At 48.2% G+C, this 24,983-nt stretch carries 23 protein-coding genes; 3 read left to right on the top strand and 20 right to left on the bottom strand.

The window, feature by feature from the left end; genetic code table 11:
* Positions 1–173: 173 nt before the first annotated feature.
* Together SB724_RS14455 and SB724_RS14450 are read right to left on the bottom strand one after the other, a co-directional pair.
* The gene (locus SB724_RS14455; protein ID WP_410571672.1) at positions 174–662 is read right to left on the bottom strand and encodes a hypothetical protein; all 489 of its coding nucleotides are present in this window, start codon (positions 660–662) and stop codon (positions 174–176) included.
* A gap of 91 nt (positions 663–753) precedes the next feature.
* Entirely contained in the window at positions 754–2,187 is a 1,434-nt protein-coding gene (locus SB724_RS14450) for a YfcC family protein (protein WP_174737841.1), read from the bottom strand.
* 133 nt (positions 2,188–2,320) lie between these two features.
* On the opposite strand from SB724_RS14450, the gene SB724_RS14445 reads away from it, so the two are divergent.
* The gene (locus tag SB724_RS14445) at positions 2,321–3,442 is read left to right on the top strand and encodes a M20 peptidase aminoacylase family protein (RefSeq protein WP_410571670.1); all 1,122 of its coding nucleotides are present in this window, start codon (positions 2,321–2,323) and stop codon (positions 3,440–3,442) included.
* A gap of 35 nt (positions 3,443–3,477) precedes the next feature.
* Here the strand turns inward: SB724_RS14445 and SB724_RS14440 are convergent, their stop codons facing one another.
* From SB724_RS14440 to SB724_RS14395, 10 genes are all read right to left on the bottom strand, one after another.
* Positions 3,478–4,359, bottom strand: coding sequence for a glycine betaine ABC transporter substrate-binding protein (locus SB724_RS14440; RefSeq protein ID WP_007409051.1), 882 nt, complete (start codon positions 4,357–4,359; stop codon positions 3,478–3,480).
* Complete coding sequence (gene opuAB, locus SB724_RS14435; protein ID WP_003156639.1) at positions 4,359–5,207, bottom strand: glycine/proline betaine ABC transporter permease subunit OpuAB; 849 nt, start codon at positions 5,205–5,207, stop codon at positions 4,359–4,361. Before opuAB ends, SB724_RS14440 begins: the two co-directional genes overlap by 1 nt.
* Entirely contained in the window at positions 5,208–6,464 is a 1,257-nt protein-coding gene (gene opuAA, locus SB724_RS14430; RefSeq protein ID WP_015416756.1) for a glycine/proline betaine ABC transporter ATP-binding protein OpuAA, read from the bottom strand.
* A gap of 381 nt (positions 6,465–6,845) precedes the next feature.
* Positions 6,846–8,048 (bottom strand): MFS transporter, encoded by a 1,203-nt coding sequence (locus SB724_RS14425; protein ID WP_265973298.1) that lies wholly within the window; start codon positions 8,046–8,048, stop codon positions 6,846–6,848.
* Between the two features lie 115 nt (positions 8,049–8,163).
* Positions 8,164–9,252 carry a toxic anion resistance protein gene (locus SB724_RS14420; protein ID WP_007609246.1) on the bottom strand — a complete coding sequence of 363 codons (1,089 nt, stop codon included), beginning with the start codon at positions 9,250–9,252 and terminating at the stop codon, positions 8,164–8,166.
* A 6-nt stretch (positions 9,253–9,258) separates the two neighbouring features.
* A complete protein-coding gene (locus SB724_RS14415) occupies positions 9,259–10,881 on the bottom strand; it encodes a YceG family protein (RefSeq protein ID WP_410571667.1) in 1,623 nt (540 codons plus the stop codon).
* 72 nt (positions 10,882–10,953) lie between these two features.
* Positions 10,954–11,727: a TerC family protein gene (locus tag SB724_RS14410; protein ID WP_003156644.1), complete on the bottom strand. Its 774-nt coding sequence runs from the start codon at positions 11,725–11,727 to the stop codon at positions 10,954–10,956.
* 38 nt (positions 11,728–11,765) lie between these two features.
* A complete protein-coding gene (locus SB724_RS14405; protein ID WP_003156645.1) occupies positions 11,766–12,344 on the bottom strand; it encodes a TerD family protein in 579 nt (192 codons plus the stop codon).
* A gap of 32 nt (positions 12,345–12,376) precedes the next feature.
* On the bottom strand, positions 12,377–12,958 hold the full coding sequence (locus SB724_RS14400; RefSeq protein WP_003156648.1) for a TerD family protein: 582 nt from the start codon (positions 12,956–12,958) through the stop codon (positions 12,377–12,379).
* 23 nt (positions 12,959–12,981) lie between these two features.
* Positions 12,982–13,578, bottom strand: coding sequence for a TerD family protein (locus SB724_RS14395; protein ID WP_003156649.1), 597 nt, complete (start codon positions 13,576–13,578; stop codon positions 12,982–12,984).
* A 275-nt stretch (positions 13,579–13,853) separates the two neighbouring features.
* On the opposite strand from SB724_RS14395, the gene SB724_RS14390 reads away from it, so the two are divergent.
* Positions 13,854–14,849, top strand: a complete 996-nt coding sequence (locus SB724_RS14390) for an LLM class flavin-dependent oxidoreductase (RefSeq protein ID WP_410571665.1) — start codon at positions 13,854–13,856, stop codon at positions 14,847–14,849.
* Between the two features lie 45 nt (positions 14,850–14,894).
* On the opposite strand, the gene SB724_RS14385 is transcribed toward SB724_RS14390, so the two are convergent.
* The 6 genes from SB724_RS14385 to SB724_RS14360 all read right to left on the bottom strand — a co-directional run bounded on the left by SB724_RS14385 (position 14,895) and on the right by SB724_RS14360 (position 21,366).
* Positions 14,895–15,734 carry a metal ABC transporter permease gene (locus tag SB724_RS14385; protein WP_007409044.1) on the bottom strand — a complete coding sequence of 280 codons (840 nt, stop codon included), beginning with the start codon at positions 15,732–15,734 and terminating at the stop codon, positions 14,895–14,897.
* Positions 15,692–16,387 carry a metal ABC transporter ATP-binding protein gene (locus tag SB724_RS14380; RefSeq protein WP_003156655.1) on the bottom strand — a complete coding sequence of 232 codons (696 nt, stop codon included), beginning with the start codon at positions 16,385–16,387 and terminating at the stop codon, positions 15,692–15,694. The genes SB724_RS14385 and SB724_RS14380 overlap by 43 nt, the downstream gene beginning before the upstream one ends.
* Before the next feature lie 54 nt (positions 16,388–16,441).
* Complete coding sequence (locus SB724_RS14375; RefSeq protein ID WP_410571663.1) at positions 16,442–17,401, bottom strand: metal ABC transporter substrate-binding protein; 960 nt, start codon at positions 17,399–17,401, stop codon at positions 16,442–16,444.
* A gap of 185 nt (positions 17,402–17,586) precedes the next feature.
* A complete protein-coding gene (locus SB724_RS14370) occupies positions 17,587–19,266 on the bottom strand; it encodes a glycoside hydrolase family 13 protein (RefSeq protein WP_410571661.1) in 1,680 nt (559 codons plus the stop codon).
* Between the two features lie 83 nt (positions 19,267–19,349).
* Complete coding sequence (locus tag SB724_RS14365) at positions 19,350–20,129, bottom strand: glucose 1-dehydrogenase (protein WP_410571659.1); 780 nt, start codon at positions 20,127–20,129, stop codon at positions 19,350–19,352.
* 115 nt (positions 20,130–20,244) lie between these two features.
* The gene (locus SB724_RS14360; RefSeq protein WP_410571657.1) at positions 20,245–21,366 is read right to left on the bottom strand and encodes a response regulator aspartate phosphatase; all 1,122 of its coding nucleotides are present in this window, start codon (positions 21,364–21,366) and stop codon (positions 20,245–20,247) included.
* A 109-nt stretch (positions 21,367–21,475) separates the two neighbouring features.
* Here SB724_RS14360 and cwlK point away from each other — a divergent pair, with 109 nt between their 5' ends.
* Complete coding sequence (cwlK, locus tag SB724_RS14355) at positions 21,476–21,979, top strand: peptidoglycan L-alanyl-D-glutamate endopeptidase CwlK (protein WP_032872745.1); 504 nt, start codon at positions 21,476–21,478, stop codon at positions 21,977–21,979.
* Here cwlK and SB724_RS14350 read toward each other — a convergent pair.
* Both SB724_RS14350 and SB724_RS14345 read right to left on the bottom strand, forming a co-directional pair.
* A complete protein-coding gene (locus SB724_RS14350; protein WP_410571655.1) occupies positions 21,976–23,334 on the bottom strand; it encodes a YcdB/YcdC domain-containing protein in 1,359 nt (452 codons plus the stop codon). The genes cwlK and SB724_RS14350 overlap by 4 nt on opposite strands.
* Before the next feature lie 200 nt (positions 23,335–23,534).
* Positions 23,535–24,935 carry a YcdB/YcdC domain-containing protein gene (locus tag SB724_RS14345; protein ID WP_410571653.1) on the bottom strand — a complete coding sequence of 467 codons (1,401 nt, stop codon included), beginning with the start codon at positions 24,933–24,935 and terminating at the stop codon, positions 23,535–23,537.
* Positions 24,936–24,983 lie beyond the last annotated feature (48 nt).

Genomic DNA, 24,983 nt, shown 5'->3' with positions numbered 1-24,983 from the left:
CTTTCTTCAGCTTCCTCCTTTCAACTGTTGTGATGACTGGATAATATTGTTAACGCTTACATTTCAACTTATCACACTCTCTCTATCAAAGCAACGTGACAGAGTGAATTCAAATCTATATTCCTATCAATTAAAAAGACTTCCCGCTTTCAAACAAAAAAAGAAACCACCTGTCAAGATGATTTCTTTTTTATTTCTTTTATCGCTCTTCTGTAAGACAGCTTCACAATGACATACCGAAGCAGAAACAGAATGCCTCCGCAGACGATAAAAAGAAAGATCATTTTCAGCCAAGCAAAGAATGTATGGGGAAACCCCCTGTCGTACATCGTAAGCGCCGCTGCCGCAAAAGTGACCGCAATTGAATCTATCCGCTGCTGCTTCACCCGCTTTTGCAGTTCTTCTTTGGTGTCTATTCTCGGCATGAGCATTCCCGACGCTCCCGCCCTGATACAATAATAAACAATTATAATGAAGAAAACCGCCAAGCTACCGGCCCATTCCCTAAACGGACAGTTCAGAACAAGTCCGCGTACGATGATGTCAAGCAAAGACAGTGTGCCCACAAGCATTCCGACTTCTGACCAAATCATTCGTTCTTTCTCTTTCACACTCTCACTCTTTCCATTCACGTTTGAAAGTCTGTTCCGACGCTGATTCATGACTTCCTCCCGTACTATTAAGAATGGCTTACAACTCCCATTATATCTTGCCGATTCATAATGATAAACCGAAATATCATTGACAAAAATGTTAATAAGGACCCCAATTGATCAGGACGCCTATGCAGATAAACACAAGGCCGATGACAAACCAAATCAGCGCCAGCGGAATCATGAAGCGAAGCCACTTTACGTACGGAATGCCGCTGGCAGCCAGTACGGCCATCAGCACGCCGGAAGTCGGATTGACACAGTTTACGACGCCTTCCCCAAGCATGACCGCTTCAACCGCGACCTGTCTCGTGATACCCATCAGATCGGCAAGCGGCGCCAAGATCGGAATAAATACGACCGCCTCTCCTGAGCCTGATGAAATCAGAAAATGAAGCAGGGCGCTGGAAATATACATTCCGATGGCGCCTGCCATCGGGCTGAAACCGTGCAGCAGTGACGCAAGTCCATTGACTACCGTATCAAGCAGCTTTCCATGTTCCAGGATAACGGAAATGCTTCTCGCCATTCCGACGATCAGCGCGCCGTAAACGAGCCCCTGACAGCCTGTAATAAACGTTTTTGCAATATCATTTGCCGCCATTCCCGCAATCAGGCCGGACACGATTGAGATAAAAATGAACACGGCGGCCATCTCTGAATCAGACCAATCAAGAGTAAGCGCGCCGTATAAAAAGCCTGCAAGCGACAAAGCCGCGACAGCCAGAATCAATTTATGGCGGACGGTAAACGGGACATGCTTGTCCTCCGGCTCAGAAACCTGCGGGAGTGAACCTGCCGCCGGAAACCAATCGTTCCCCAGCAGACTGGCGTCCTTTGCTTTTCTGAGTTTTCTCGTATACCGATAAATATATAAAATAGATGATAACAGAAAACAAATGTAGACGGCAATCCGCAGGCCGATACCGGAAAACAGCGGCAGCTCCGCGATGCTTTGTGATAACCCGAGCGGTGAAGGTGATAAAATCGTCGCGTTAAACCCGGCATAACAGCCGATATAAATGACGGCCGCTCCGGCCACGGCGTCCCATTTCAGCGAGCGGGCGACGATCAGGCCGATCGGAATAAAACCGATCACGGAATTAACGACGATGCCGGTTGTGCCGAGGATCGAAAATAGAGATCCGACAATCGCAATAAACAGCAGCTGTTTTGTGCGGAACGTACTGATGACATTACTGATCAATCCATTGATGGCGCCCGTTTTCTCCAAAATCGCAATAGTGCCGCCCGTAAACAGGATTAAAAAAATGATCGGCGCGGAACTTGTCATCCCTTCCTGAATCGCGGTAAAAAAAGCGATCGGGCTGACAGGAGACTGGTCTAAAGAATGATAGCTTCCCGGGACGGCGGACGTCACACTGCCCTTCGTCACCCTGTCAAATTCCCCCGCGGGAACGATGTACGACGCTATCGCGCATAGTAAAGCGACAATGAACAGCAGCACATAAGCATCAGGCATCACAAACAATTTCTTCTTTTTCAATACAGGTTCGGCCTTCGGCACAGCCATACCATCACCATCCCGCTTTAAATTTATAAACTATTCAGAAAATACAGATATGTGCTATATTATATACAGACCGATTGCCTGTTTTCAATATCAAAAATAAAAAACAGACAGCTTTTGAAGGAGGACTTACGGCATGAACAGACTCACAGCGCATGAAAAGCAAGTCATTATGGATATTTTTGACCACCTGCACGCCAATCCCGAAGTAAGCTGGAAAGAATATCAAACAACTGAATATCTGACTGAAAAACTGAAAGAGGCCGGCTGCCGGACCCGCACGTTTGATGATTGTACCGGGGTTGTCGGCGAAACCGGAGAAGGCTCGCCCGTTGTGGCTGTCCGGGCGGATATTGACGCACTGTGGCAGGAAGTGGACGGTGTCTTTCAGGCGAACCATTCATGCGGACATGATTCACATATGACGATGGCGCTCGGCACGATGATGCTTTTAAAGAGGCAGCCGAAACTTCCGAAGGGCACCATCCGCTTTATTTTTCAGCCGGCTGAAGAAAAGGGCGGCGGAGCGCTGAAAATGATTGAAAAAGGCGTAATGGATGATGTTGACTTCTTATACGGCGTGCACGTGCGCCCCGTACAGGAAACGGCAAACGGCCGATGCGCACCGTCCATTCTGCATGGCTCAAGCCAGCATATAGAAGGCCTGATTATCGGAGAAGAAGCCCACGGCGCGAGACCGCATCTCGGCCTTAACAGTATCGAAATCGCCGCTCTTCTCGTCCAAAAACTCAGCTTCATTCATCTTGATCCCGGCATCCCGCATTCCGTGAAGATGACAAAGCTTCAGGCTGGCGGCGAGAGTTCCAATATTATTCCGGGAAAAGCATCGTTCAGCCTTGATCTCCGCGCACAAACCAATGCCGCCATGGAGAAATTAACCGCCGAAACCGAAAGAGCCTGTGAGGCGGCGGCTGCCGCATTCGGCGCAAAGATCGAACTGCAAAAAGAACACAGCCTCCCGGCAGCCGAGCGAAACAAGGAGGCGGAAGCCATCATGGCATCTGCGATCAGCAGCATTCTCGGAGAAGGACATGTGGATGAACCTCTTGTGACAACCGGAGGAGAGGATTTTCATTTTTACGGGGTAAAGGTGCCGAACTTGAAAACGACGATGCTCGGCCTAGGATGCGGTCTGGAGCCGGGACTTCACCATCCCCAAATGACATTTGACCGAAGCGCCATCTTTACTGGCGTTGAGATATTAACGGCCGCCGTCCTCAAATCGTTTGAAGCATAAAAAAAAGCAGCCCGTTACAGAGCTGCTTTTCCTCATTACTTCTTCAAATCTTCAATTGAATTGACATTTTTCATGTACTGAGGAACGACCAGACCCATCTTGACGCCTGTCAGACTCGTTCCTACATCTTCATATTTGCCTTTATATTTAGACGCATATGCCTTATGGGTATTCGGAAGCCAAGCAGACAATGACGCATCCGCGCTGCCTGTCGCAATCGCAGTCCACATCGGTCCTGCCTCCACTTGCGTCAGCTTCACGTCATAGCCGAGGTCTTGAAATACTTTTCCGATTACATTCGTACTTGCGATTTCACTGTCCCATGCCACATAAGCCAGGTTGATTTTATCACCTTTAACTTTATGGGCGCCTTTTGTCCATTGAGCCACTTGGTCTTTGTGTTTTTTCACATATTCAGCTGCGGCTTTGGCCGGCTTTTCGCCTTCCTCAACGGCAATCATGACTTCTCCCATATCGTCCTGCGTCCATTTAAACTGGCTGAGAACTTTGGCCGCGTTAGGCTGTTCCTTACTGAAGCCGGTTCTAGTAATCGTATGAATCTGCTCGGCAGTTCCGTACGTTTTTTTCGGATCATCAAGGAACTTCAGCTTGTATCTGGAGAACATCCAGTGCGGCGTCCAGCCCGTTACAATGATCGGCTTTTTCCGGTCATATGATTTCTTCAATGTCGCCGTCATGGCAGCACTTGACGCCGTGACGACATTCCAGTCTTTCAATCCGTAATCCTTCACGGCCTCATCCGTCAGGGCCATGATCCCCGATCCCGGATCAATACCGATAATGGTTTTGTTCACCTGGTCCGCAGCCGTTGCCTTACCATCAGTCTGCGAACCGCAGGCAGCCAAAGAAAGAGCCAGCGCAGCGGTAACGCCGACACCGATGATTTTCTTAAGCATCAGGCATTCCCCCTGCTCTTCTTCTTCACTTTAATGTTTTGCGTGATACGGTCGAGTGTAATCGCTACGATAACGATCGCGATACCCGCTTCCACTCCGACACCGGTTTTCAACTGTGTCACGGCGCTGTATACTTCAGAACCGAGGCCCGGTGCACCGACCATGGCCGCGATAACGACCATTGATAAAGCAAGCATGATGCTTTGGTTAATACCGGCAAGAATTGTTTTTGTGGCAAGCGGAAGCTGAACCTTGAACAGACGCTGAGACGTCGTTGAACCGAATGCTTCCGTCGCTTCAATCAGATCAGCCGGAACCTGTTTAATACCGAGAACCGTCATGCGGATCGTCGGAGGCATCGCGAAAATAACAGATGCCACGACGCCTGGCACAACCCCGATATTAAAGAAGAAAATTGCAGGCAGCAGATATACGAAAGCCGGCATGGTCTGCATTAAATCCAGAATCGGTGTAACAATGCGGCGGACCGTTTCTTTCTGAGACGCCCAAATGCCGATCGGAACCCCGATAATAATGGAAATCAAAACAGATGTGACGACAAGCGCCAACGTTTGCAGCATCGGCGACCAATAACCTAAATAATCAATAACAAGGAATCCGATTAACGTAAAGAGTGCAATTCCTCTCGTACTGATCCACCAAGCGAGAGCTGCAAAAATAACAGTCAATAAAATAGACGGGATGAAACCCAAACCGCTCACAATCGCGTTTACGAAAGCGGCCAAACCGTTTGAGATTCCGTCAAAGAAACCTCCGAACGTCATGGTAAGCCAGTCAACAAACCGGTCAACGATATCTGCTAACGGAATTCTAGGCAATCTGTCCATTTACTTCACCCCCTGAACAGAAGAATCCTGAGCTTGTTCAGCAGAATCTTCAACATTTATATAATCGTTATTTCCTGAAAGCGCGCCGATTAATGCGCCTTTTACGACAATGCCTTTCATGCGGTCCTTATCGTCCGTGACGGCGATCGGAATATTCGCATCAGACACGACATCGAAAATTTCCGTCAAGTACGTGCTTTCGTTTACAGTCGTAAATTCAGTATTTAGAATATCCTGAAGCGATAAGTCGGATTCCACCGCTTTTTTCGCATCCGCCGCGTGAATGACGCCGAGAAGCTGTTTCTGTTTATCAACGGCGTAAATAGAAGAAATACCGAGATTCTTCATGAGCTGCAGCGCTACACGAGGCCCTTTGTCAATCCGCACGGTTTCAGCGCGCTTCATGATGTGGCCCGCTGTCAGAACTTTGGATAAATCAACGTCCTCAACGAATTTCTCAACGTATTCATTGGACGGGCTCATCAGAATTTCTTCAGGCGTCCCGATCTGAACGATGTTACCGTCTTTCATCAGCACGATTCTGTCGCCGATGCGCAATGCTTCATCAAGATCATGCGTGATGAAGATAATCGTCTTGCCGACAGAGTCATGCAGGTCTAAAAGTTCATCCTGCATATCTTTGCGGATCAGCGGATCAAGCGCACTGAAAGCTTCATCCATCAGAAGAATGTCAGGATCATTCGTCAATGCGCGCGCAAGTCCGACACGCTGCTGCATTCCTCCGCTGAGCTGATCTGGGAATTGGTGTTCAAAGCCTTCAAGACCGACAAGTTTAAGCGAATCAAGCGCTTTTTGCTCACGCTCTTTTTTGTCGACGCCTTGGAGCTCTAAACCGTATTCCGTATTTTCAAGAATCGTTCTGTGCGGAAACAGCGCAAATTTCTGAAAGACCATGCTGATTTTTTTCCGGCGCACTTCCCGGAGCTGGTCTTTTGACATATTTGTTATCATGTCACCATCAATGTAAATATTTCCGGCAGTCGGTTCAATAAGCCGGTTTAACAGCCGAACTAAAGTTGATTTACCGCTCCCCGATAGACCCATGATGACAAATATCTCCCCATCATATACATCAAAGTTTGCTTGATTGACACCAACGGTTGATCCGGTCGCTTTCAGGATCTCTTTTTTGTTTTTTCCGCTGGACAGCATCTGAATGGCTTTTTTTGTCTGTTTTCCGAAAACCTTAGATACATTTTCGACTTTTATCTTAATTGGTTTCTCATCCAAATTCATATTTTCCCTCCATAATAAGCAATCTTTAATACCGTAACACGTTTGTAATAAGTCAAACAAACATCATAATCCCTTTTTATTTTGTATCATCACTTTAAAAACATCCCTGTGTCTTATTTTCCTCTGGTATGCTTCTAAATACTCTCTAATCCTCCTTATTGAGGATAAATTATAAAGGAAATCGGGCTTTTATCAGGCTTGAGAACGTTTCCATCGAATGTGCTGCAAACTGATTTCCTATCCTTTTTTTACAAATACAAGAATTTTTTTGCGACATTGTCCCGGAAAAAGAAGTTTTCGCCTCCTGAAAATAAGGAATATTAAGGAAAAATATAGGTCTGTCAACAGACAGCTCACTAAAAAAGCACCCCAAAAGGGTGCTCATTGCGCAAGCTCTGTCTGTTTCGTTTCTTTTCCGAGAATAAGAATGGTGATGACGGCAATCAGGATGGCCGCACAAAAGACGGCGAAAATCACTGTAAACGAAACGTTCCGGGCTGCAAGCGATCCGACGAGAAGCGGACCGAAAATGCCGCCGATTCTGCCGACGGCCGCCGTTGTGCCGGAACCGGTCGCACGGATCTTCGCAGGATACTGCTCCGGTGTATAGGCGTAAAGCACGCCCCATGCGCCGAGATTGAAGAAGGACAGAAGCATGCCGGCTGTGAGCAGCATGGCCAATGAATCCGCGGCACCGAAGAAATAAGCGCTCCCCGCCGTTCCGAGCAAATAGATGACTAAGATGGTCTTCCGCCCCGCTTTTTCGATCAGCCACGCCGCAGAGAAATATCCGGGAAGCTGGGCAAGTGTCATCAGAAGGACGTATTCGAAGCTCTCAATCATGCTGTAGCCTTTCATCAGCATCACGCTCGGCAGCCATAAAAACATGCCGTAATATGAAAAGACGACGCAGAACCAAACGACAGACAGCAGCACCGTCGGCCGAATATACGGTTTCGTCCAGACACTTCCCGCCTGCCCGCGTATGCTTTTTTTCTGCGGCAATGCCTGATGCGCCGGTGATTCCGGAAGGCTTTTCCGCAAGTACAGCGCATAAAACGCGGCCAGCGCCGTTAAGAGCAGCGCGGCCTGCCAGCCGAATGACGGTATGACAAAGTAGGAAATCACCGCCGCAAGAAGCCAGCCCGCGGCCCAAAAGCTCTCAAGCAGCACGATGATCCGTCCCCGCTTTTCAGGAGGGGACGCTTCTGACACGAGCGTTGAGGCGACAGGCAGTTCCCCGCCAAGCCCCATTCCGATCAGAAAACGCAATATGAGAAAAACCGTCAATCCCGTTGCGAAAGCGGATATGCCGCTTCCGACAGAAAAGAATAACAGCGTGATCATAAACACTTTTTTCCGGCCGATCCTGTCGGCCAGCATTCCGAATACAAAGGCGCCCGCTGCCATACCGATGGAATTGACGCTTCCGATCCATTTCATTTGATCGGGCGTTAAATTCCAATCAGTGTGAAGCGCGGCGATAATAAACGACAAAATTCCGACATCCATCGCATCAAACAGCCAGCCCATTCCGGCAATCGCCAGAAGTTTTCGCGGAGTGACGGCAGGTTGTTTGTTCATAAGCAGCACCTCAAATCGAAAATGATTACCGTATAATTTTACACCTGTCTTTACACATTGTCATTATCTTTTTTCGCAAAAAAATCCCGCTTGCCGTAAGCAAGCGGGGTGTGTGTTAATTCTTTAAGACTGCGTTTTTAATATTATCCTGAAGCTGTTGAATCCGTTTCGCGCCGTCTTCTCTGATACGTCTGTTCTCTTCCTCGATCTGTTTCGTTTCCTGCATACCGCTGACAATCGTATTCCAAGACGTTTCAATCGTCTCAATGTCAATGCTCGGACGGCCTGCCATACGGGCAATCTCCACGCTTTGGTTTGAAATATTTTCAGCATTGCGCTTCAGCATTTCATTCGTGCGGCGGTCAAGCTCGCTCATTGAATCAGCCACAAGCTTTTGCCGTTTGACTGTGACAGCCTGAATGATGCCGTTTTTGAAAATCGGAATCGTAATGACGAAAGCGGAATTGATTTTCCCGATGAGCTTCGTATTTCCGCGCTGAAGGAGGCGGATCTGCGGCGCCGTTTGCAGCGCCACCATCCGCGCCATATCTAAATCATAGACACGTTCCTCAAGCGCCTGAAGCCCGTCACGCAGCGTATCAAGCTGCATTTGCGCAAGCTGGTTTCCGCCGGCCGCTTTTTCTTCATAAGAAGGAATGAGCGCCTGCATTTCCTCAAGCTTCATCTGCCCGGCAACGACATACTTTTCAAGCTCCATGTAGTAGTTAATGTTGTTTTCATACATCTCTTCAAGCGTATGGTTCGTCTTTGCCATTTCATCTTTGTATTTTGAAATTTCGACGTGGATTTTTTCAATTTCTCCGCCCAGGGTGCGGTACTTTTGAAAAATCTTTTCAATCATGCTGTTGCCGCGTTTGAACATTTTAGCGAGAAATCCTTTTGGTTCATCGAAATCATTTTTGTCAAAACGGTCCATGATTTTTCCGAGCTGCGTCAGCATTGTGCCTGAATCCGTGACACTTGTTGTTTTCATCATATTTAAGATGCGGTCAGAGAACTTCGAGATTTCAACTGCCGGTTCTTTTCCGTACTCCAGCAGCTCCATTTGGTTTTTCACATCAATCTGCTGCGAAATGCGCTGCACCTCAGGGTCTTGGCGCAGCTGCACCCTGATGTCATCTGCTTTTTGTTCAGAAATCTCTTCATTTTTATCAAGAACAAGCGGATTTTGATTTTCTGTCATGTTTATTTACTCTCCCTGCTTTTGCGTAATGGTTCTAAACAGCTTTCTTACGAGTGACGGCTCCTTATATTCCTGCTGAAACACCATGTCCTCCAGCCAATGGACATCAAATTGGCTTTCTTCTATATAGTGCTCAATATCTTGATGCCCCGGCGGATTATACAAGATGATATCGACGCCGAATTTATTTAAAAACAAAAGAGCGGCGGCGTCCGAACGTGTGAGTTCGCCATTTTGTTCCGTATGATATAAAACGAGTTTCGGAACGGTTTGGGCGTAATCAAACGTCTGAATCAATTGCAGCAGCGAAGCGGGCAGGTTCGTCGCCTGGCGGAACAAATAGATTGCGGCATCCCTTGCCTGCTCCCCGGGCAAAGCCTTCAGCCCTGGGTTTCTGCACATGTCAGAAATCACATTGGCGATGGCGTTCTGCACACCTGAAGGCAGATGCTTGTACTGCCAGATGTTGCTTCTTTTCAGCCTGTCCGCGTCAATCGCTCCTTCTTCGTTCAAAACCTGAGTGTAGTGATACTGGTAGTTGGCTTTCAGCTCTTCCGTAAACGGAAAACTGCGGATCATGTGTGTCTCCTGATAGTCCGCGGCGGTATGGAGTCTGTTCCAATATTCTTTCGTATCTTTGGAAACCCCCATCACTTTCGCAAAAAGGTTCGGAACGGCCACCCGCTCCCTGTCCGCTTTAAATTGCGGCCGGATAAACGCCCGCTCCTTCGCAATGAGAAATAACTCATCATACGTCGTTTTTAAAGTCACGGACTGCGGGGTATGATCCCTGAACTGCCAAGGCTTATACATCATAGATTCCTCATGGTTCAGCACATGCTCAATTTCTTTCGTTGACCGGTAGGCCGTCGTGGACGTTCTGTCCGGCTTTTCTTTCGGGAATGGCTCAAGGCCGCCTGTTGCGGGGAGCTTTATCACAAAGCTGAGTTCCTCATCCGGATCAATCAAGCTGAACGGATCTTCCGCAGCCGGATGAAACAATAGGACGTCACAGCCGATCAGCATGAGATAATAGAGAAAATAGAGCTGGCTTTTGGCAGCGTCTCCATACCACACCACCTTCGGCATCTCACGCTCTATATCGGCTTGTTCGAGCCATGGATTCAGGTGGTTCAGCGAAAACTTTGACACATCCAAGAGCACACGCCGGAAATCGGGATGATTCAGCCCGTTTTCATGCCGGTCCGCAAAGGTTTCCAAAAGCGTCATAAACGCGGTTCTCAGCCGGCGGTGCATAAGCGGTTCAGCATGTTTGGCAAGCAGCCTGCCCCCATCGAGAAACGCGACAAATCTGGAAACCGAAAGCCCTTTCTCTTTTTGATTGACCGAATGGATGTGCTGGAGCGCCTGAAACGTTTCAGGCGCGATGGTCTTATCCAGCGTCTCGCTTAACACATGGATGTTTTCATGAGAAGACAGCTCGAAAAGCTTATTGTAATACTCCGTCTCATCATAAGGAGTGCCCAAAATCCGGACGGCAAGCCGGGTAAACGCCAGCCCGTTTTCCCGCTCGTAACCGGGACGTTCCGGCAGCGGCCGCATCAGAAACGTTTCCCAGTCATCGTTTTCCGGCTCGGCCTTTCGGATCACCAATTCTTCCTGCCTCATCATCTTCCTCCTTTCTCTTCATGATTATCGGTACAAAAAAGGAAGGAAATGAACTCTCCCTCCTTTTTTGTTTTATTCTTCTTTAGATGCAGCCGTTTGCTCCTGAACCTGCTTTTGTTTGTTGAAATAGTGGATAATAAACGTTACCACAAACGCAGCGATGATGATTCCGAAGAACACAACGTGCGGCATTTCATAATCAAAGGCGCTCGCCGCCATTTTCACGGCGATAATCCCGATCAGCACGAAAGCCGTGTTTTCAAGCTCAGGGATTTTATCAATTAAAACAAGGAATACTTTTGCGACTGTACGCATCATGAGAATGCCAAGCATACCGCCGATCAAGAGCACCCACACTTTTTCCGATACCGCAAACGCGGCCAAAATGCTGTCAACAGAGAAGGCCAGATCCATTAACTCAACTGAAACGACAGTGGCCCAGAAAATTCCGAACGTACGGACCATCCATGAATTTTTCTTCATGCCTTCCGTATCGTCATCACCTTCTCCGATCCAGAAATGCTTAATGACGAGCCAAGCCAGGTACAGCGCGCCAAGCACTTTGATCCACCAGAACTTAATGAGCAGCATTCCGATCCCGATAAAGATAAAACGGAAAATATATGCCCCGAACAATCCGTATGTTAATGCTTTCTTCCGCTGTTTTTCAGGCAGATGCCTTACCATAACCGCAAGCACTAACGCATTGTCGGCCGACAGCAGCCCTTCCAGCAGAACCAAGGAACCGATCAGCCCCCATGATACAGGGTCAGTCAGCACCTCACCCCACATTTTCCAATCAAAAAAGGAAGCGTAGGTCGACATAATATGATGTAGAAAATCCAAGTTTTTTCCTCCTATTTAGTAAAACGGTAATTTCCTGCTTACACCTGCAAGCCGTAATTCCGGCAAAGTGATGCCAGACCGCCGGAAAACCCGCTGCCGATGGCGTTAAACTTCCACTCAGCCCCATGGCGGTAAAGCTCACAAACGACAACCGCCGTTTCAATCGAGAAGTCTTCCCCTAAATCGAAACGAAGCAGTTCATTCTGGCTGTTTTCATCGACGACGCGCACGAACGCGTTAGACACTTGTCCGAAATTTTGGCCGCGCGCTTCCGCATCATGAATCGTGACGGTGATGCCGATCTTTTCAATATTTGCGGGTATTTTTGAGAAGTCGACGATAATTTGTTCATCGTCTCCCTCGCCCTCGCCCGTCCGGTTGTCTCCCGTATGGATGACGCCCCCGCTTGGGTGTTCCAGGTTATTGTAGAAAACAAAATCAAGATCATTTACACAGTTGTCATGGGCATCGACAAGAAAAGCCGACGCGTCAAGGTCAAAGTCATGCCCTCCGGAGTACTTGTTCGTATCCCAGCCTAAGCCGATCACCGCTTTTGTAAGACCGGGGTTCGTTTTTGTCAGATCAACACGCTGTCCTTTCGCCAATTGAATAGCCATGTGCCGTCTCTCCCTTCTGTGTTTGATATGGTTCAGCCGATTTGCAGGCCGTAATCTGTCGCAATACGGGCCAGTCCGCCTTGGTAGCCTGAACCGATCGCGGAAAACTTCCATTCGCCGTTATGTCTGTAAAGCTCCCCTGCGATAATGGCTGTTTCAATTGAGAAATCTTCAGCCAGATCGTAGCGGATCAGCTCTTCATTTGTCTCTTCATTGACAATGCGCACGAACGCGTTGGAAACTTGTCCGAAGTTTTGGCCGCGCGCTTCCGCTTCATGAATCGTGATGACGAATGAAATTTTGTCAATAGCCGCAGGCACCGCGCTCAGGTTGACTCTTACGCTTTCGTCATCGCCCTCGCCCTGGCCTGTCAGGTTGTCGCCTGAATGTGCGACAGAGCCGTTTCCGCCTTCAAGCTGATTATAGAAAATGAAATCATCGGGCGACGCGCATCTTCCTGCTTCATTTAGTAGAAAGACGCTGGAATCTAAATCAAAATCATGTCCGCCGTCGTATTTGTTTGTATCCCAGCCAAGGCCGACAACGACTTTAGAAAGACCCGGATTTGTTTTAGTCAAATCTACTTTTTGTCCTTTTGCCAATGAAATTGCCATGTGAGCACTCTCCTTTTTATCGTTTAGGCGTATCGGTTAACGATATCGCCGATTTTTGTATCGTTTGTGCCTTCTCCTACTGCGGCGAATTTCCACTCGCCGTCCTCGCGGTAGATTTCAGCCGCGATCAGGCTCGTCCTGCCTGAATAGTTATCTCTTAAATTGTAAGTCACCAGTTCTTCGCGATTAGCCTGATCAACAACGCGGATGAACGCGTTTTGAATCATGCCGAAGTCCTGTTTTCGTCTGACGCAGTCGTAAATATTGACGACAAACACAAGTTTATTAATCTGAGCGGGCACTTTCGCCAAATCGATGAGAATTTGTTCATCATCGCCGTCGCCTTCACCCGTCAGGTTGTCACCCGTATGTACGACACCGCCGCACCGGCTTTTCAGATTGCCGAAATAGATGACGTTTTTGCTGTCTGTCATTTTATCATTTTCAAGCATCAGTACGGAAGCGTCACAGTCGATATTGGCACCGCCTCCGCCGAACAGCTTTCCGAAAAAGCCCCCGGATGATACAGGGTCCCAGCCGAGTCCGACCAGCAGTTTTGACAGGCCGGCTTTTCCTTTTGTTAAATCAATCCGCTGTCCTTTTTGTAAAGAGATCGCCATATGATTCACTCCTATTCTGTAAGGGTGCCGCTAAGCACGCCGCAAGTGTGCATTTTTACTAAATTCCGGGACAAGAATCCCGGTGTTTATTAAGATATACGTCTTTTATTATATCAAAGTTTCATAAAACATAAGAATTTTTGGCGAAAAACGGCGAAAAATCACTTCCTATATTCTCCTTCGTTCCGGAGAGAATAGAGAAAACAAAGAAATTGACGGGGACTGAACATTTTTCCTATCCTTGTATCAATACATGTCAGGAAAGGGGCAGACGAGTGATTGATTTAAGCATACTTGATCAGGCGCCCGTATCCAAAGGAAACGGGCCGCACGAGACGCTCCGCCGTTCAGCGGAGCTCGCCCGCCTCAGTGAAGGATGGGGCTATAAGCGGTACTGGTTTGCCGAGCATCACGGCACAAGAGGGCTCGCAAGCGTTTCGCCGGAAATTATGATCGCTCATACCGCCGCAGCCACAACATCCATCCGTGTCGGATCAGGCGGCGTGCTGCTGCCGCAGTACAGCCCCTATAAAGTCGCGGAAACTTTCCGTCAGCTTGAGGCGCTGCACCCGAACCGGATTGACCTCGGGGTCGGACGCTCACCGGGCGGCACGACGAAAATCCGGCTCGCCCTCACAGACGGGGTAAAGAAAAGCTTGACCGAGTTTAACAGGCAGCTTCAGGATTTATCATCCTTTCTGACAGATTCGGTTCCCTCGGACCATGCTTATGCCGGAATAAAAACAGCGCCTTTGATTGAAACAGCCCCGCAGCTTTGGGTGCTCGGCCTCGGGGAAAACAGCGCCAGACGCGCCGCTCTTCAAGGTGCGGGCTATGTCTTCGGCCATTTCATTAATCCGGAACGCGGGGAAAAAGCCTTTCAGATCTATCGGGACCATTTCCGGGCCTCCGCCCACTTTTCCGCTCCCGCCTCGCTCTGTGCCATTTTCGTCATATGCGCGGCTACGGATGAGAAAGCGGAAGAACTCGCCTTAAGCCAGGATTTATGGCTTCTTCGTGTCGGAAAAGGCGCCGACAGCCGCGTGCCGAGTGTGGAAGAAGCGAAGGCTTATCCGTATTCGCCGGAGGACCGTAAACAGATAGAAGAAAACAGGAAGCGGATGGTGATCGGCTCTCCTGCCGCAGTGAAACGCCGTCTGCTTGAACTTTCCGAGCGGTATCAGACAAAAGAGATGATGGTGCTGTGCAACGTCTTTGATTTCGAAGCAAAAAAAGAGTCATATGAGCGTCTTGCTGATATATTTCTGTAAAAAAAAAGCCGTCAAACGGAGCAGCAGATGAGACTGCTGCACCGCTTAACGGCGATTTTTTCGTTCTTTTCCTTTTTTAAACGCATTCCAAATCCCCTGCAGCGTAAACCCGAGCAGAAGCAGAATGATTAACAGTAAAGTGATTGACGGCCCCGGAGGCGTTCCGAGCTGGTACGAAGACGTCAGCCCCATGAACACACTGAAAAGAGAAATAATAATGGCTGCCGCAAACACCCATTTAAACCCTTTGGCGATACGGATTGCAAAAGCCGCGGGCAGTACGAGGAGCGCGGAAACGAGCAGCACGCCGATAATCGGAATAATGACCGAAATCGCCAGCCCCGTCACGATGCTGAATGACATTGACAGCAGGTTTGTGTTAATGCCTGATGTCTTCGCCGTCGCCTCGTCAAAGGTAAGAAGATAGAGCGGTCTGTTCAATATAATGAAATAAAGCAGAATCAGCAGGGTAATGCCTCCGATAATATAGACCTGCTGCTGGCTGACCGTGACAAGCGATCCAAATAAATATTGATCGATGCTCATCGACGCGCCGCCTTTTGACAGGCTGATCAGAAACATCGCAAACGACAGCCCGGCCGCCATTAAAATTGCGATAGATACCTCTGAATATGTACGGTACGCCCGCCTCATGTATTCAATGCCGATCGCTCCGATCGTGACGACAACGATGCTCGCCGCCGTAATATTGGTACTGAGAAAAAAACCGATGGCCACGCCCGACAATGAAATATGAGACAGCGTATCCGCCATCAGCGCCTGTCTTCTCAGCACGAGATATACGCCTAATATCGGCGCCATAATTCCGATCATGCTTCCCGCTAGAAAAGCTCGTCGCATGAATTCCAAGTCAAACATTTCCATCCGCCTTTTTCCCCCCTCTCAAGCCGTATGACTTTATCCAGATACTGCTGTACTTCGTTTTGTTCGTGTGTCACCATGACGACGGTGCGGTTGTGATTTTTCACCTGATGATGCATAAATTCGTAGAAACCCTGTCTGCTTTCATAATCAACCGCGGTTGTCGGCTCATCAAGCATCAGCAGATCCGGATTGCTCGCAAGCATTCTCGCAATGCAGATTTTCTGCTTCTGTCCGCCGGATAAATCGCCGATTTTCCGGTGGCGGAAATCCCACATTTCCACCATCTTCAGCGCGTTTTCCACCTCGTGGTGATCCGTTTCGTTCAATCGTTTAAACCATTTTCCTTTCGTATAACGGCCTGATTGCACAAGCTCCAGAACCGTGCTTGGGAATCCTGCGTTAAATGAAGAAATCTGCTGCGGAACATAGCCGATTGTCAGGCGTTTTCCGGCTGCGTTTTTTTTACTGATCTCGGCCGTTCCTTCCCAAGGTCTGAGCATGCCGAGCATGACTTTCATGAGCGTCGATTTTGACGCGCCGTTCGGCCCTGTAATACCGACGAATTCGCCGCTTTTGATTTCCAGCGACACGCCGTCAAGCACGGGTGTATGCGAATAACCAAAAACGATATCCTGTAATGTAACGAGGTTCATGCTGACCTTCCTTTCCCGCATAGAAATAGTGTGCACCCCGCGGCGCACACTATGTTATTTAACCAATAGCGAATCTTTCAGTGCATCAAGGTTTTTCTCCATAATGTCGATATAACCGATGCCTTTATCCCGTTCTTTTTGGCTTAAACCTTCCAGTGTATTGAGCACTTCCGTTTTCGCGCCGATTTCACCGGCAAGTGTATCTGCAACTTTAGGCGATGCAACTTCTTCAAAGTAGATGATCTTCACATCATGCTTTTTGGCAAATGTTTTGAGATCCGCCAGTTTGGCCGCACTCGGCTCTTCTTCAGGAGAAAGGCCTGCAATCGCGACTTGTTTTAAGCCGTATTCTTTGGCGAGATAGGTGAATGCCGCGTGCTGTGTGATCAGTTCTTTTTTCGCCGCTTTATTTAATGTTGTACGGTATAGTTTATCAAGATCCTGCAGTTTTGCAATATATTCTTTACTATTTTTCTCATAGTATGCTTTATTCTTCGGGTCCTGTTTTACGATCTGTGCCGTAATGGTTTTGACCTCTTTTTGCGCAAGAACCGGGCTGAGCCACACGTGAGGGTCCATGCTGCGGCTGTGGTCATGACCGCCGTGTCCATGTTCCTCTTCCTCTTCATCCGAACCTTCGAGTAAGTCAATTCCTTTTGACGCCTTTACAAACTTCGCATGATCAGAGCCCATGCTTTTTTCCGCTGAAGGAACCCATGTCTCCATATATTCGCTGTTGTATACGAAAAGATCGGCGTTTTGAATGCCGGCAATATCCTTCGGCGTCGGCTCCCAATCATGGGGTTCGACCGAAGACGGGATGAGAATGTCTACATCGCCTTTGTCTTTGACAATTTGTTTCGTGAATTCGTACATAGGATAAAAGGTCGTCACGACGTGCAGTTTGCCGCTTTTTGAAGAACCTGACGAACCTTTTGAAGATGAATTGCCGCAGCCCGCCGCGATTAAAAAGCATGCCGCAATGACAATGATTCCGCTCCATTTTTTAAACAAGCCGTTTCCCCCTGTTCTGTAAATCAGAATGATGACGATTTCCAAAGCGTACTTTCTCGTTCATTTGTTACCTATACCATAATAAAACGAAGTAATTACGTTTTGCAAGATATTTTTTTCTAAATTGATATCCGATTTACCTAAAAAACCCCCGCCATGTATGGACGAGGGCTTCATATCACATATCAGGCAAGCAGATAAACTCTTGTTTCGTAAGGGCGGAATGTGATGCGGGATTCCGTGCCGCCGTCATTTTCATAGTTGCTGAGAAGCAGCTCGGCGCTTTCAGGTTCGGAGCCGTCCGGCCAATAAAAAGCGGCTTCTTCTTTCGATACGTTGCTGATGGACATGAGTTTTTGTCCGTTTGCCTGTCTTTCATACACAAACAGCTGCGGGTCATCAGGAAGCAGCAGCGTGTAGCTGCCTTTTATGATATCAGCATACTGTTTTCGCAGGCGGATCAGTTTTTTATAAAAGTTCAATATAGAATCGGGATCATCCTGAGCCTCGGCCGCATTGACGGTTTTGTAATTGGGATTGACCGTGAGCCACGGTTCGCCCTCCGTAAATCCGGCATTCTTGCTGCCGTCCCACTGCATCGGTGTACGGGCATGGTCCCGGCTTTTCGCCATAATGGAAGCCATGACTTCTTCCCTGGTGCGGCCCATTTCAAATACCCTTTTATGATACATATTGACGGTCTGAATATCTTGATAATCCTCTATTCTGTCAAACGGAGCGTTTGTCATGCCGATTTCTTCCCCCTGGTAAATGTACGGCGTGCCTTTCATGAAATAAAGCAGGGCGGCAAGCATTTTGGCGGATGCTTTGCGATATGTGCCTTCATCTCCGAAACGGGATACGATCCGGGGCTGGTCATGATTGCACCAATACAGCGTATTCCAGCCTCGATGTTCCAGTTTTTCCTGCCAGTCTGTGAGCACTTTTTTCAAATCGGACAGCTCAAGCGGTTTTACATCCCAATGCTCTTGGCCCGGCTTTTGATCAAGCTCCATATGCTGAAAATGAAAAATCATATTCAGTTCATGCTCATCGGTTCCCGTGTAGACCAGCCCTTCCTCAGGCGTCACTGATCCGGCCTCGCCGACCGACATCACGTCATATTTGGAAAATACCTCTTTCGTCATTTCTTTTAAGTAATCATGTATCCGTGCCCCGTTTGGCCGGAAAGGCTTCGGATCGGCCCGGCGGGCGATGTAATCTTCATATGGCGGCAAATATTCTTTTTTTGACAGGAGATGGAGCTGGTCTATACGCAATCCGTCCACGCCTTTATCGAGCCAAAATCTCATCATCTCGTACACTGATTGCCGAACCTCGGGATTTTCCCAATTCAGATCGGCTTGTTTGACGGCGTTCATATGCAGGTAATATTCGCCCGTATGTTCTTCGTACTGCCAGACGGATTGTCCGTAATCCGACACCCAATCGGTCGGCGGGCCGTCCCCGGTGCCCGGCCGCCAAATATAATAATCGCGGTATTTGCTGTCCGGATTCATTTCCGCCTCTTTGAACCAAGGATGCTCCGTGGAGGTATGATTTAAGACGAAATCCATCACAAGCTTTAATCCGCGGCTGCGGCATTCTGTAAGCAGATCGTGAAAGTCCTCCATCGTTCCGTAAGATTCCATAATTGCTTGATGATCCGTCACATCGTAGCCGTTATCGACGTTTGGCGACGGGTAAATCGGGCAGATCCATATCACATCAGCGCCAAGTTCTTTTATATAATCGAGACGCGCGATAATCCCCCGCAGGTCGCCTATGCCGTCGCCGTTCGTATCTTGAAAGCTTCGCGGGTAGATTTGATAGACAACGGCGTCTTTCCACCAGTCATTCGCCATCTTGCGATCCCCCTGTTTTTTTAGAAAACCATTTCCTTTATGACCCTGCTCTAAACAAAAAAGAGAAGGTTTCCCCTCCTCTTTTATCTATCCAGCTGAGACGGATAAAGCGTCATGCCCCCGTCGACGAAAAGTGTCGTTCCGGTTACGTAACTCGCTTCTTCCGACACCATCCATGCGGCGGCCGCGGCGACTTCTTCCGGTTTGCCGAAGGCGTTCATCGGAATTTTTTTCAGCTGGGCCTGTTTATGTGTTTCATCTTCCAGATCCTTATTGGACTCCGTGGCGATCGTGCCGGGAGCGATGGCATTCACCCGGATGCCTTTGTCTGCATAATTGAGCGCCATCGTTTCCGTCATCATTTTGATCCCGCCTTTGGATGCCGAGTACTGCACGTTTTCAGGGCGGGGTATTTGCTGATGAACGCTCGATATGTTTAAGACCGTTCCTTTTTTGCCGCGCTCGAGCATATGTTTCAGTGCCGCTTTCGCCCCCAAAAAGGTGCCGGTCACGTTGACGTCGATGACCCTTCGCCAATCCTCCAGGCTCATTTCATGGGGCATCGCTTCGGCTCCGTTAAAGCCGGAATTGTTGACCATCACGTCCACGCCCCCGAAATGCTCCTGGGCGGCATGAAACAGCGCCTGAATCCCTTCTTCTGAGGATACATCGGCTTTTACGGTGACGGCTCTGCCTCCCGCTTTCTCAATGATGTCCGCCGCTTCTTCCGCTCCGGCGGAATCACCGAGGTAATTCACAACCACATTCATCCGCTCCTTGCCGAAGCGTTCGGCAATGGCCTTTCCGATTCCTTTCGAAGAACCTGTTACGATTGCTGTTTTCCCCTGTAAATCCTGATACATTGTCTCTTTTCCTCCCTGATGTTAATACAGAGCATGTACCCGGTTTTAATCAGCTGAAAACAAAAGAGATCATAAAAAGAACGATGAAACCGGAGCTCCCTCGTTCTTTTTTTCATTATGCGTAGTTGTTCATTTGCAGCCTTTTTTGCACGCCGACAAGCCTGCTGAAAAAATAAGATGCCGCTTTGTAGTTCTCCCGTTGATGAAAGAAATGAGCCGCGTCCTGAAGCAGTTCCTCTGTGTCAGCCAACAGCTCTTTTGATTCCAGAATGTCAAAATACTCTTTGAGCGAATCCTGTCCGCCTTCCCCCTGATAAAGCTCTTTAATCAGACGGAATTTCGTCATATAGATCTCATCTTCCCACTCCGCCGCGCTTCTCATGCCCCGCGCGCAGCTGGCCGCGGCTTCACTGTATTTTTCCGTTTTAAAGTAGATATGCGTGAGTGAAAAAACAGCCTGGATGACCTGCCGGAAGCTGTGTGCTTCAAATCCGGCAGCCGCCCGTTCAAAATCCTCCGCCGCCTTGCAAAAGTCACCCAGACTGTACATACAGTGCCCGATATTATAATAGGCCGCAGCAATCATATATTGATCATCAAGCCGCTCCGCGTGCTCCAAGGCGCATTCGAGGTATTCCAGCGCTTTTTTATGCTGCTGGGCGTCCATCAGATTTCCGGCAATGATAAATTTGCACTGCACCCTTCTCATTCCGTATAATTCATATTTCTTGTAAATATCAAGCGCCTGTCCCGCGTAATTCATCGAAAAGAAAGTCTGCTTGATATGATAGTACACCTCAGAAATTTTATACAAAAACTCGGCTTTCTCTATGTCATCTTCCACATATTCAAGCTTTTCCTCAGCCCGCTTATAATGAGAAATCGCTGAGATGAAGTTTTTCTGCTTAAATTCATACATTCCCCTGAAATAGTAAAAATAATATTCCAGTAAGCCGGTCAGCTTTTGCTGGTTCATCTCAATCTCAGTGAGCATTTCAGAGAACGGAGGCTGGCAGTCGCCGTCTTTCATGGGTTTTAATTTATCCAGCATGATGCGGTGCCGAAATTCCATCAATGAAAAATACAACAATAAATCCTGGTTCTCTTCCATATCTTCGAGTTCAAATTGAATCTCCCGTTTCAGCGCTTCAGCTTTATCGGCTTCAAACGCGCGGATCAGCTTATACCATTCATTCATCTTTACGGCCACTTCTTCAGATGGAATCTTGGATTTCATAGATTTGCCTCCTTCCTCCGGCTACTAATTATGTTATATTTTATCATAGCAAATTTATGGCAGTGAGCAAACAAAGATTTTAATCAATTAAAGAAAGAGAGAATTCACCATGAAACGACCAGTCAGAATTGCGCTGCTTTTGATCCTCTTCTTTTCCGCAGACCTATGTTTTTCCTATGTGCAGAAAGAATTGAGGCCGCAGACGGCATTACAAGATAGAGCCATTCCAAGCGCTCTTCATCCGCTCGTGAGGCAGAATGCGGAGCTATTGCAGACGGCCGCTCTGAAAAAAGGCATCACCGTCGTTATCACAGAGGGTTTCAGATCAATTGAGGAACAAAACGAATTGTACCGTCAAGGACGTTCAAAAAAAGGAAATATCGTCACCTACGCAAAAGGAGGGGAATCTTACCACAATTACGGCCTTGCGATCGACTTCGCCCTGCAAAAAAAGGATGGAAGCCTGATTTGGGATATGACGTACGACGGAAACCGAAACGGCACGCCCGATTGGCTTGAGGTCGTATCGATTGCCAAAACGCTCGGTTTTGATTGGGGAGGCGATTGGAGAGGCTTTAAAGATTATCCTCATTTACAAATGATCCCTGGCTAATAAAACCTTTTCTTTTTTCGCTTTTGCGCATCAATGTACGGAGGATAGACAGGCCTGTACACAAGCTTATATCCTTCATTGCCGGACGGCGTAAAATCGCGCTGCCACTCCAGCCGCAGATGGAAATCGGATAAAAAAGCGGCCTTTGCTTCTTCGGGAGTAACGGCCGGCACCGGATTGATCTTCTCCAGCTGCTCCGGGTCAATGTCAGGCGCCATGTAAGCTTCCACAAGCCCCGTTACGGGACTGACAAGAATTCTCGCAGCGCCGAACCGCAGCGGAATATCCTGATGCCATATGGAAAAATGGAAGCGGAACCTGCCCCTTCCGTCCGTTTTCAGCGGGTTCATTTTAAAAAACTCGTCCGCTCTCGGATAAAGCTTGTATAAAAATTGAAGCGCGACGGCCTCACACTCTTCCGCAGAATAAAAGGCCGGGCCCTGATGCTCAATAAAAGATTTAAAGGCTGTCATTTTCCCTGTCTTTTTGTCCGTTTTCATCTTCATTGTATTTTTGTTGCTGCTTTCAAAATAGCTTTCGATACTCAAATCTTTCCGTTCCGGAACCGACCCTTTCCGCCATGTCGTTCCGATCTCATCCCCGAGATCGCGCCGGCGCGTCTGAACCATATCCGCGGTAAACCCCATTAATTCATCCAGGCTGATTTCCCGTTTATGTTCAAACGCGGGAAGCGGTTTTGCCGGCTCATTCCTGTCTTCGCAAAGCTGCTGATCCGGCACGATATCATCTTCACCGGCCGGATAGCTGTAAGCCGGCAGAATCGGTTCATAGACGAGACGCGGTATTTTCTCAAAATTGACCACATCATAGACAAGACTGAATGTCAGCACACTCATATAATGCGAGACGACTTTTTCCCGATCGACGAATGTTTCCGGAACGGGCGCTTCACCCTTATCCCCGTAATAGATAAACTGCACGACGAAGCCGCTCCTGGTTACGTCAACGAAAAAACCTGAATCGGGAAGCGGCCGGCCGAGCACTTTTTTTGTATAGATAAATCGGATGCACTCATTGCGTTCTTCCCTCGCCTGAAAGGTGAAATTCATAAAAGTAAGCGGGCGGTGTCTCGCCGCAAACCGAAGAGCCGTCAGCTTTAATTCGGCTTCTGACAGCTGTATGTCTGAACTCGGACAGTCGTTGCGTGAATAAGTAAGCAAAGATCCGTCGTCGCCCAGCTCAATCGTGACCGTTTTATCCGGCTGGTTACGATTTTTCCAAATATAATAGGCTTTCGTTTTTTGTTTTTCATCATAATCTTCTATTTCAAGCTCATAGTGCGGCGGTATGTTCCCGATTTCCAGCGCTTTTTTTCTCAGATGTTCTTTCAGCAATGGGGTCATCCTTTCAGAAGAGTGTATAAAAAAGAACTGTTTTTTATTATATAAAAACGCCCTTATCCTTTTAAAGGGAAGAAAGTGCCTTTTATGTGTCTATTTTTAGCAAAGAGGGAAAAGAGCCGTATTCAGAGCGGCTCTTTTTCATACAAATGTCACACTCCCCGTGAAAGCCCCGGGACGAACGCCCATGACCTTCAGCCTATTAAACTCGTGATCGCTTCTCCCGTATGAGCCTCAATAAACCGCGGGAAAACCGGCTTGTATACGAGCCTGTACACTTTTCCGGAGCTGTCGTCATCGTAACAACGATCCCAAGCGAGCTCTGCTTTGATGGCCCGGCGGATCGCGTCCTTCGCCTCTCCCATTGTCAATGAAGGAACGGGATCGATTTCCTCGAGCTCTTTCGGATCAATTTCCGGCGGCATATATACAGTGACAAGACCCGTAATTTTGCTGACACAGATTCTCCCCTCTCCAAATCGCAAATCAACGCCGCCCGAACAAGCCTTATATGTAAGCCCTGCGTTTTCTCCTTCATCATCCGGTTCATCATATTGAACCCGGAAATACTGATCCGCTTCCGGAAACATGGCGAACAAAAAGCGGATGGCCATGTGATGGCATTCTTCCTCGGAAAACACCGGTTCGCCTTCACTATGTGTAAATGACATCACCCCGGTGAGCCGGCCCGATTCTTTATCATACCTTGTTTTCAATACGTGTTCATTCCGTTCTTTAAACAAACTTTCAAAGCTTTTATCTTCCCGTACGGATTTTGTTTTTTCATGACGCCAGGCAATGCCGATACAGCCCTCTCCAAGATCGCTTTCCCTCTCTTTATAAAAACCGTCGTGCAGCCCGATCATGTCATTGATGCTCATCTTTTCCGCTTCAGGTGCAGGGCGTGAAATCGGGACATACGGCCGCGTGTCGTCTTCCAGCTCCTCATATTCGTCTAATTCTGCATTCTCTTCCTTCAGGTCGGCCGATATCGATCGCCTCGGAGACACGATTTCATAGACGAGATGGGGCTTGTCATCCCCCTGCATATAGACGGACTGATGCAGGACGGTGAACAACAGCTCTGCTTCTATATGTTTGACAAAGTGAGCCAATGCTTCCCGCTTGTCCGCAATTGTCCCGGGCCTTACAAGATCATCGGCCTTCCCATGGTAAGAAAAACCGGTTACTTCCCCTGCCAAAGACAGGTCGACGTAAAACCCGGTCAGCGGAAGCGGCAGACCGTCAGCCATCTGAACATAGGAATATCTCACATCACCATCATTGGCGGAGCCGCAGTTTTCCAATTCGAACTCAGCCAATGCCCCAGGACGATGGGTTTCTAAAAACGCCCGCATCCGTTTTTCTATGTCCGATTCCGAAAGAGCCGGCAGATCAGTCTGGAAAGCCGGACGGGATAAGTATTTCAGTTTTCCGTCCCGGTCTAATTCGACCATGATGCCGGCTTCCGGGTCATTCTTATCTTCCCACCAAAACAGAACCTCATCTTCCTGGTATTCTTCCACATTACTCTCATAGCGGGCAGGTACGTTTCCGATTCGGAGAGCCAGCTGTTTCAACTCTTCTTTTTTCATCATAACACTTCCTTTTCTTCCAAAAAGATTGAGATTACCAAGACTCTT

The sequence above is a fragment of the Bacillus sp. SIMBA_031 genome, from assembly GCF_046535225.1.
In the GTDB taxonomy this organism is placed as follows: Bacteria; Bacillota; Bacilli; order Bacillales; family Bacillaceae; genus Bacillus; species Bacillus velezensis.
This window is presented reverse-complemented; position numbering and strand designations above follow the sequence as displayed.

Bases quoted from the DNA above. Each gene is read 5' to 3' on its own strand.
- SB724_RS14455 (WP_410571672.1), bottom strand. From the start codon at position 662: ATGAATCAGCGTCGGAACAGACTTTCAAACGTGAATGGAAAGAGTGAG.
- SB724_RS14380 (WP_003156655.1), bottom strand. From the start codon at position 16,387: ATGAACCTCGTTACATTACAGGATATCGTTTTTGGTTATTCGCATACA.
- SB724_RS14405 (WP_003156645.1), bottom strand. From the start codon at position 12,344: ATGGCTATTCAATTGGCGAAAGGACAGCGTGTTGATCTGACAAAAACG.
- SB724_RS14400 (WP_003156648.1), bottom strand. From the start codon at position 12,958: ATGGCAATTTCATTGGCAAAAGGACAAAAAGTAGATTTGACTAAAACA.
- SB724_RS14365 (WP_410571659.1), bottom strand. From the start codon at position 20,129: ATGTATCAGGATTTACAGGGGAAAACAGCAATCGTAACAGGTTCTTCG.
- SB724_RS14360 (WP_410571657.1), bottom strand. From the start codon at position 21,366: ATGAAATCCAAGATTCCATCTGAAGAAGTGGCCGTAAAGATGAATGAA.
- opuAB (WP_003156639.1), bottom strand. From the start codon at position 5,207: ATGGACAGATTGCCTAGAATTCCGTTAGCAGATATCGTTGACCGGTTT.
- SB724_RS14445 (WP_410571670.1), top strand. From the start codon at position 2,321: ATGAACAGACTCACAGCGCATGAAAAGCAAGTCATTATGGATATTTTT.
- opuAA (WP_015416756.1), bottom strand. From the start codon at position 6,464: ATGAATTTGGATGAGAAACCAATTAAGATAAAAGTCGAAAATGTATCT.
- SB724_RS14370 (WP_410571661.1), bottom strand. From the start codon at position 19,266: ATGGCGAATGACTGGTGGAAAGACGCCGTTGTCTATCAAATCTACCCG.
- SB724_RS14440 (WP_007409051.1), bottom strand. From the start codon at position 4,359: ATGCTTAAGAAAATCATCGGTGTCGGCGTTACCGCTGCGCTGGCTCTT.
- SB724_RS14345 (WP_410571653.1), bottom strand. From the start codon at position 24,935: ATGAAAAAAGAAGAGTTGAAACAGCTGGCTCTCCGAATCGGAAACGTA.
- SB724_RS14450 (WP_174737841.1), bottom strand. From the start codon at position 2,187: ATGGCTGTGCCGAAGGCCGAACCTGTATTGAAAAAGAAGAAATTGTTT.
- SB724_RS14425 (WP_265973298.1), bottom strand. From the start codon at position 8,048: ATGAACAAACAACCTGCCGTCACTCCGCGAAAACTTCTGGCGATTGCC.
- SB724_RS14420 (WP_007609246.1), bottom strand. From the start codon at position 9,252: ATGACAGAAAATCAAAATCCGCTTGTTCTTGATAAAAATGAAGAGATT.
- SB724_RS14385 (WP_007409044.1), bottom strand. From the start codon at position 15,734: ATGGAAATGTTTGACTTGGAATTCATGCGACGAGCTTTTCTAGCGGGA.
- cwlK (WP_032872745.1), top strand. From the start codon at position 21,476: ATGAAACGACCAGTCAGAATTGCGCTGCTTTTGATCCTCTTCTTTTCC.
- SB724_RS14415 (WP_410571667.1), bottom strand. From the start codon at position 10,881: ATGAGGCAGGAAGAATTGGTGATCCGAAAGGCCGAGCCGGAAAACGAT.
- SB724_RS14395 (WP_003156649.1), bottom strand. From the start codon at position 13,578: ATGGCGATCTCTTTACAAAAAGGACAGCGGATTGATTTAACAAAAGGA.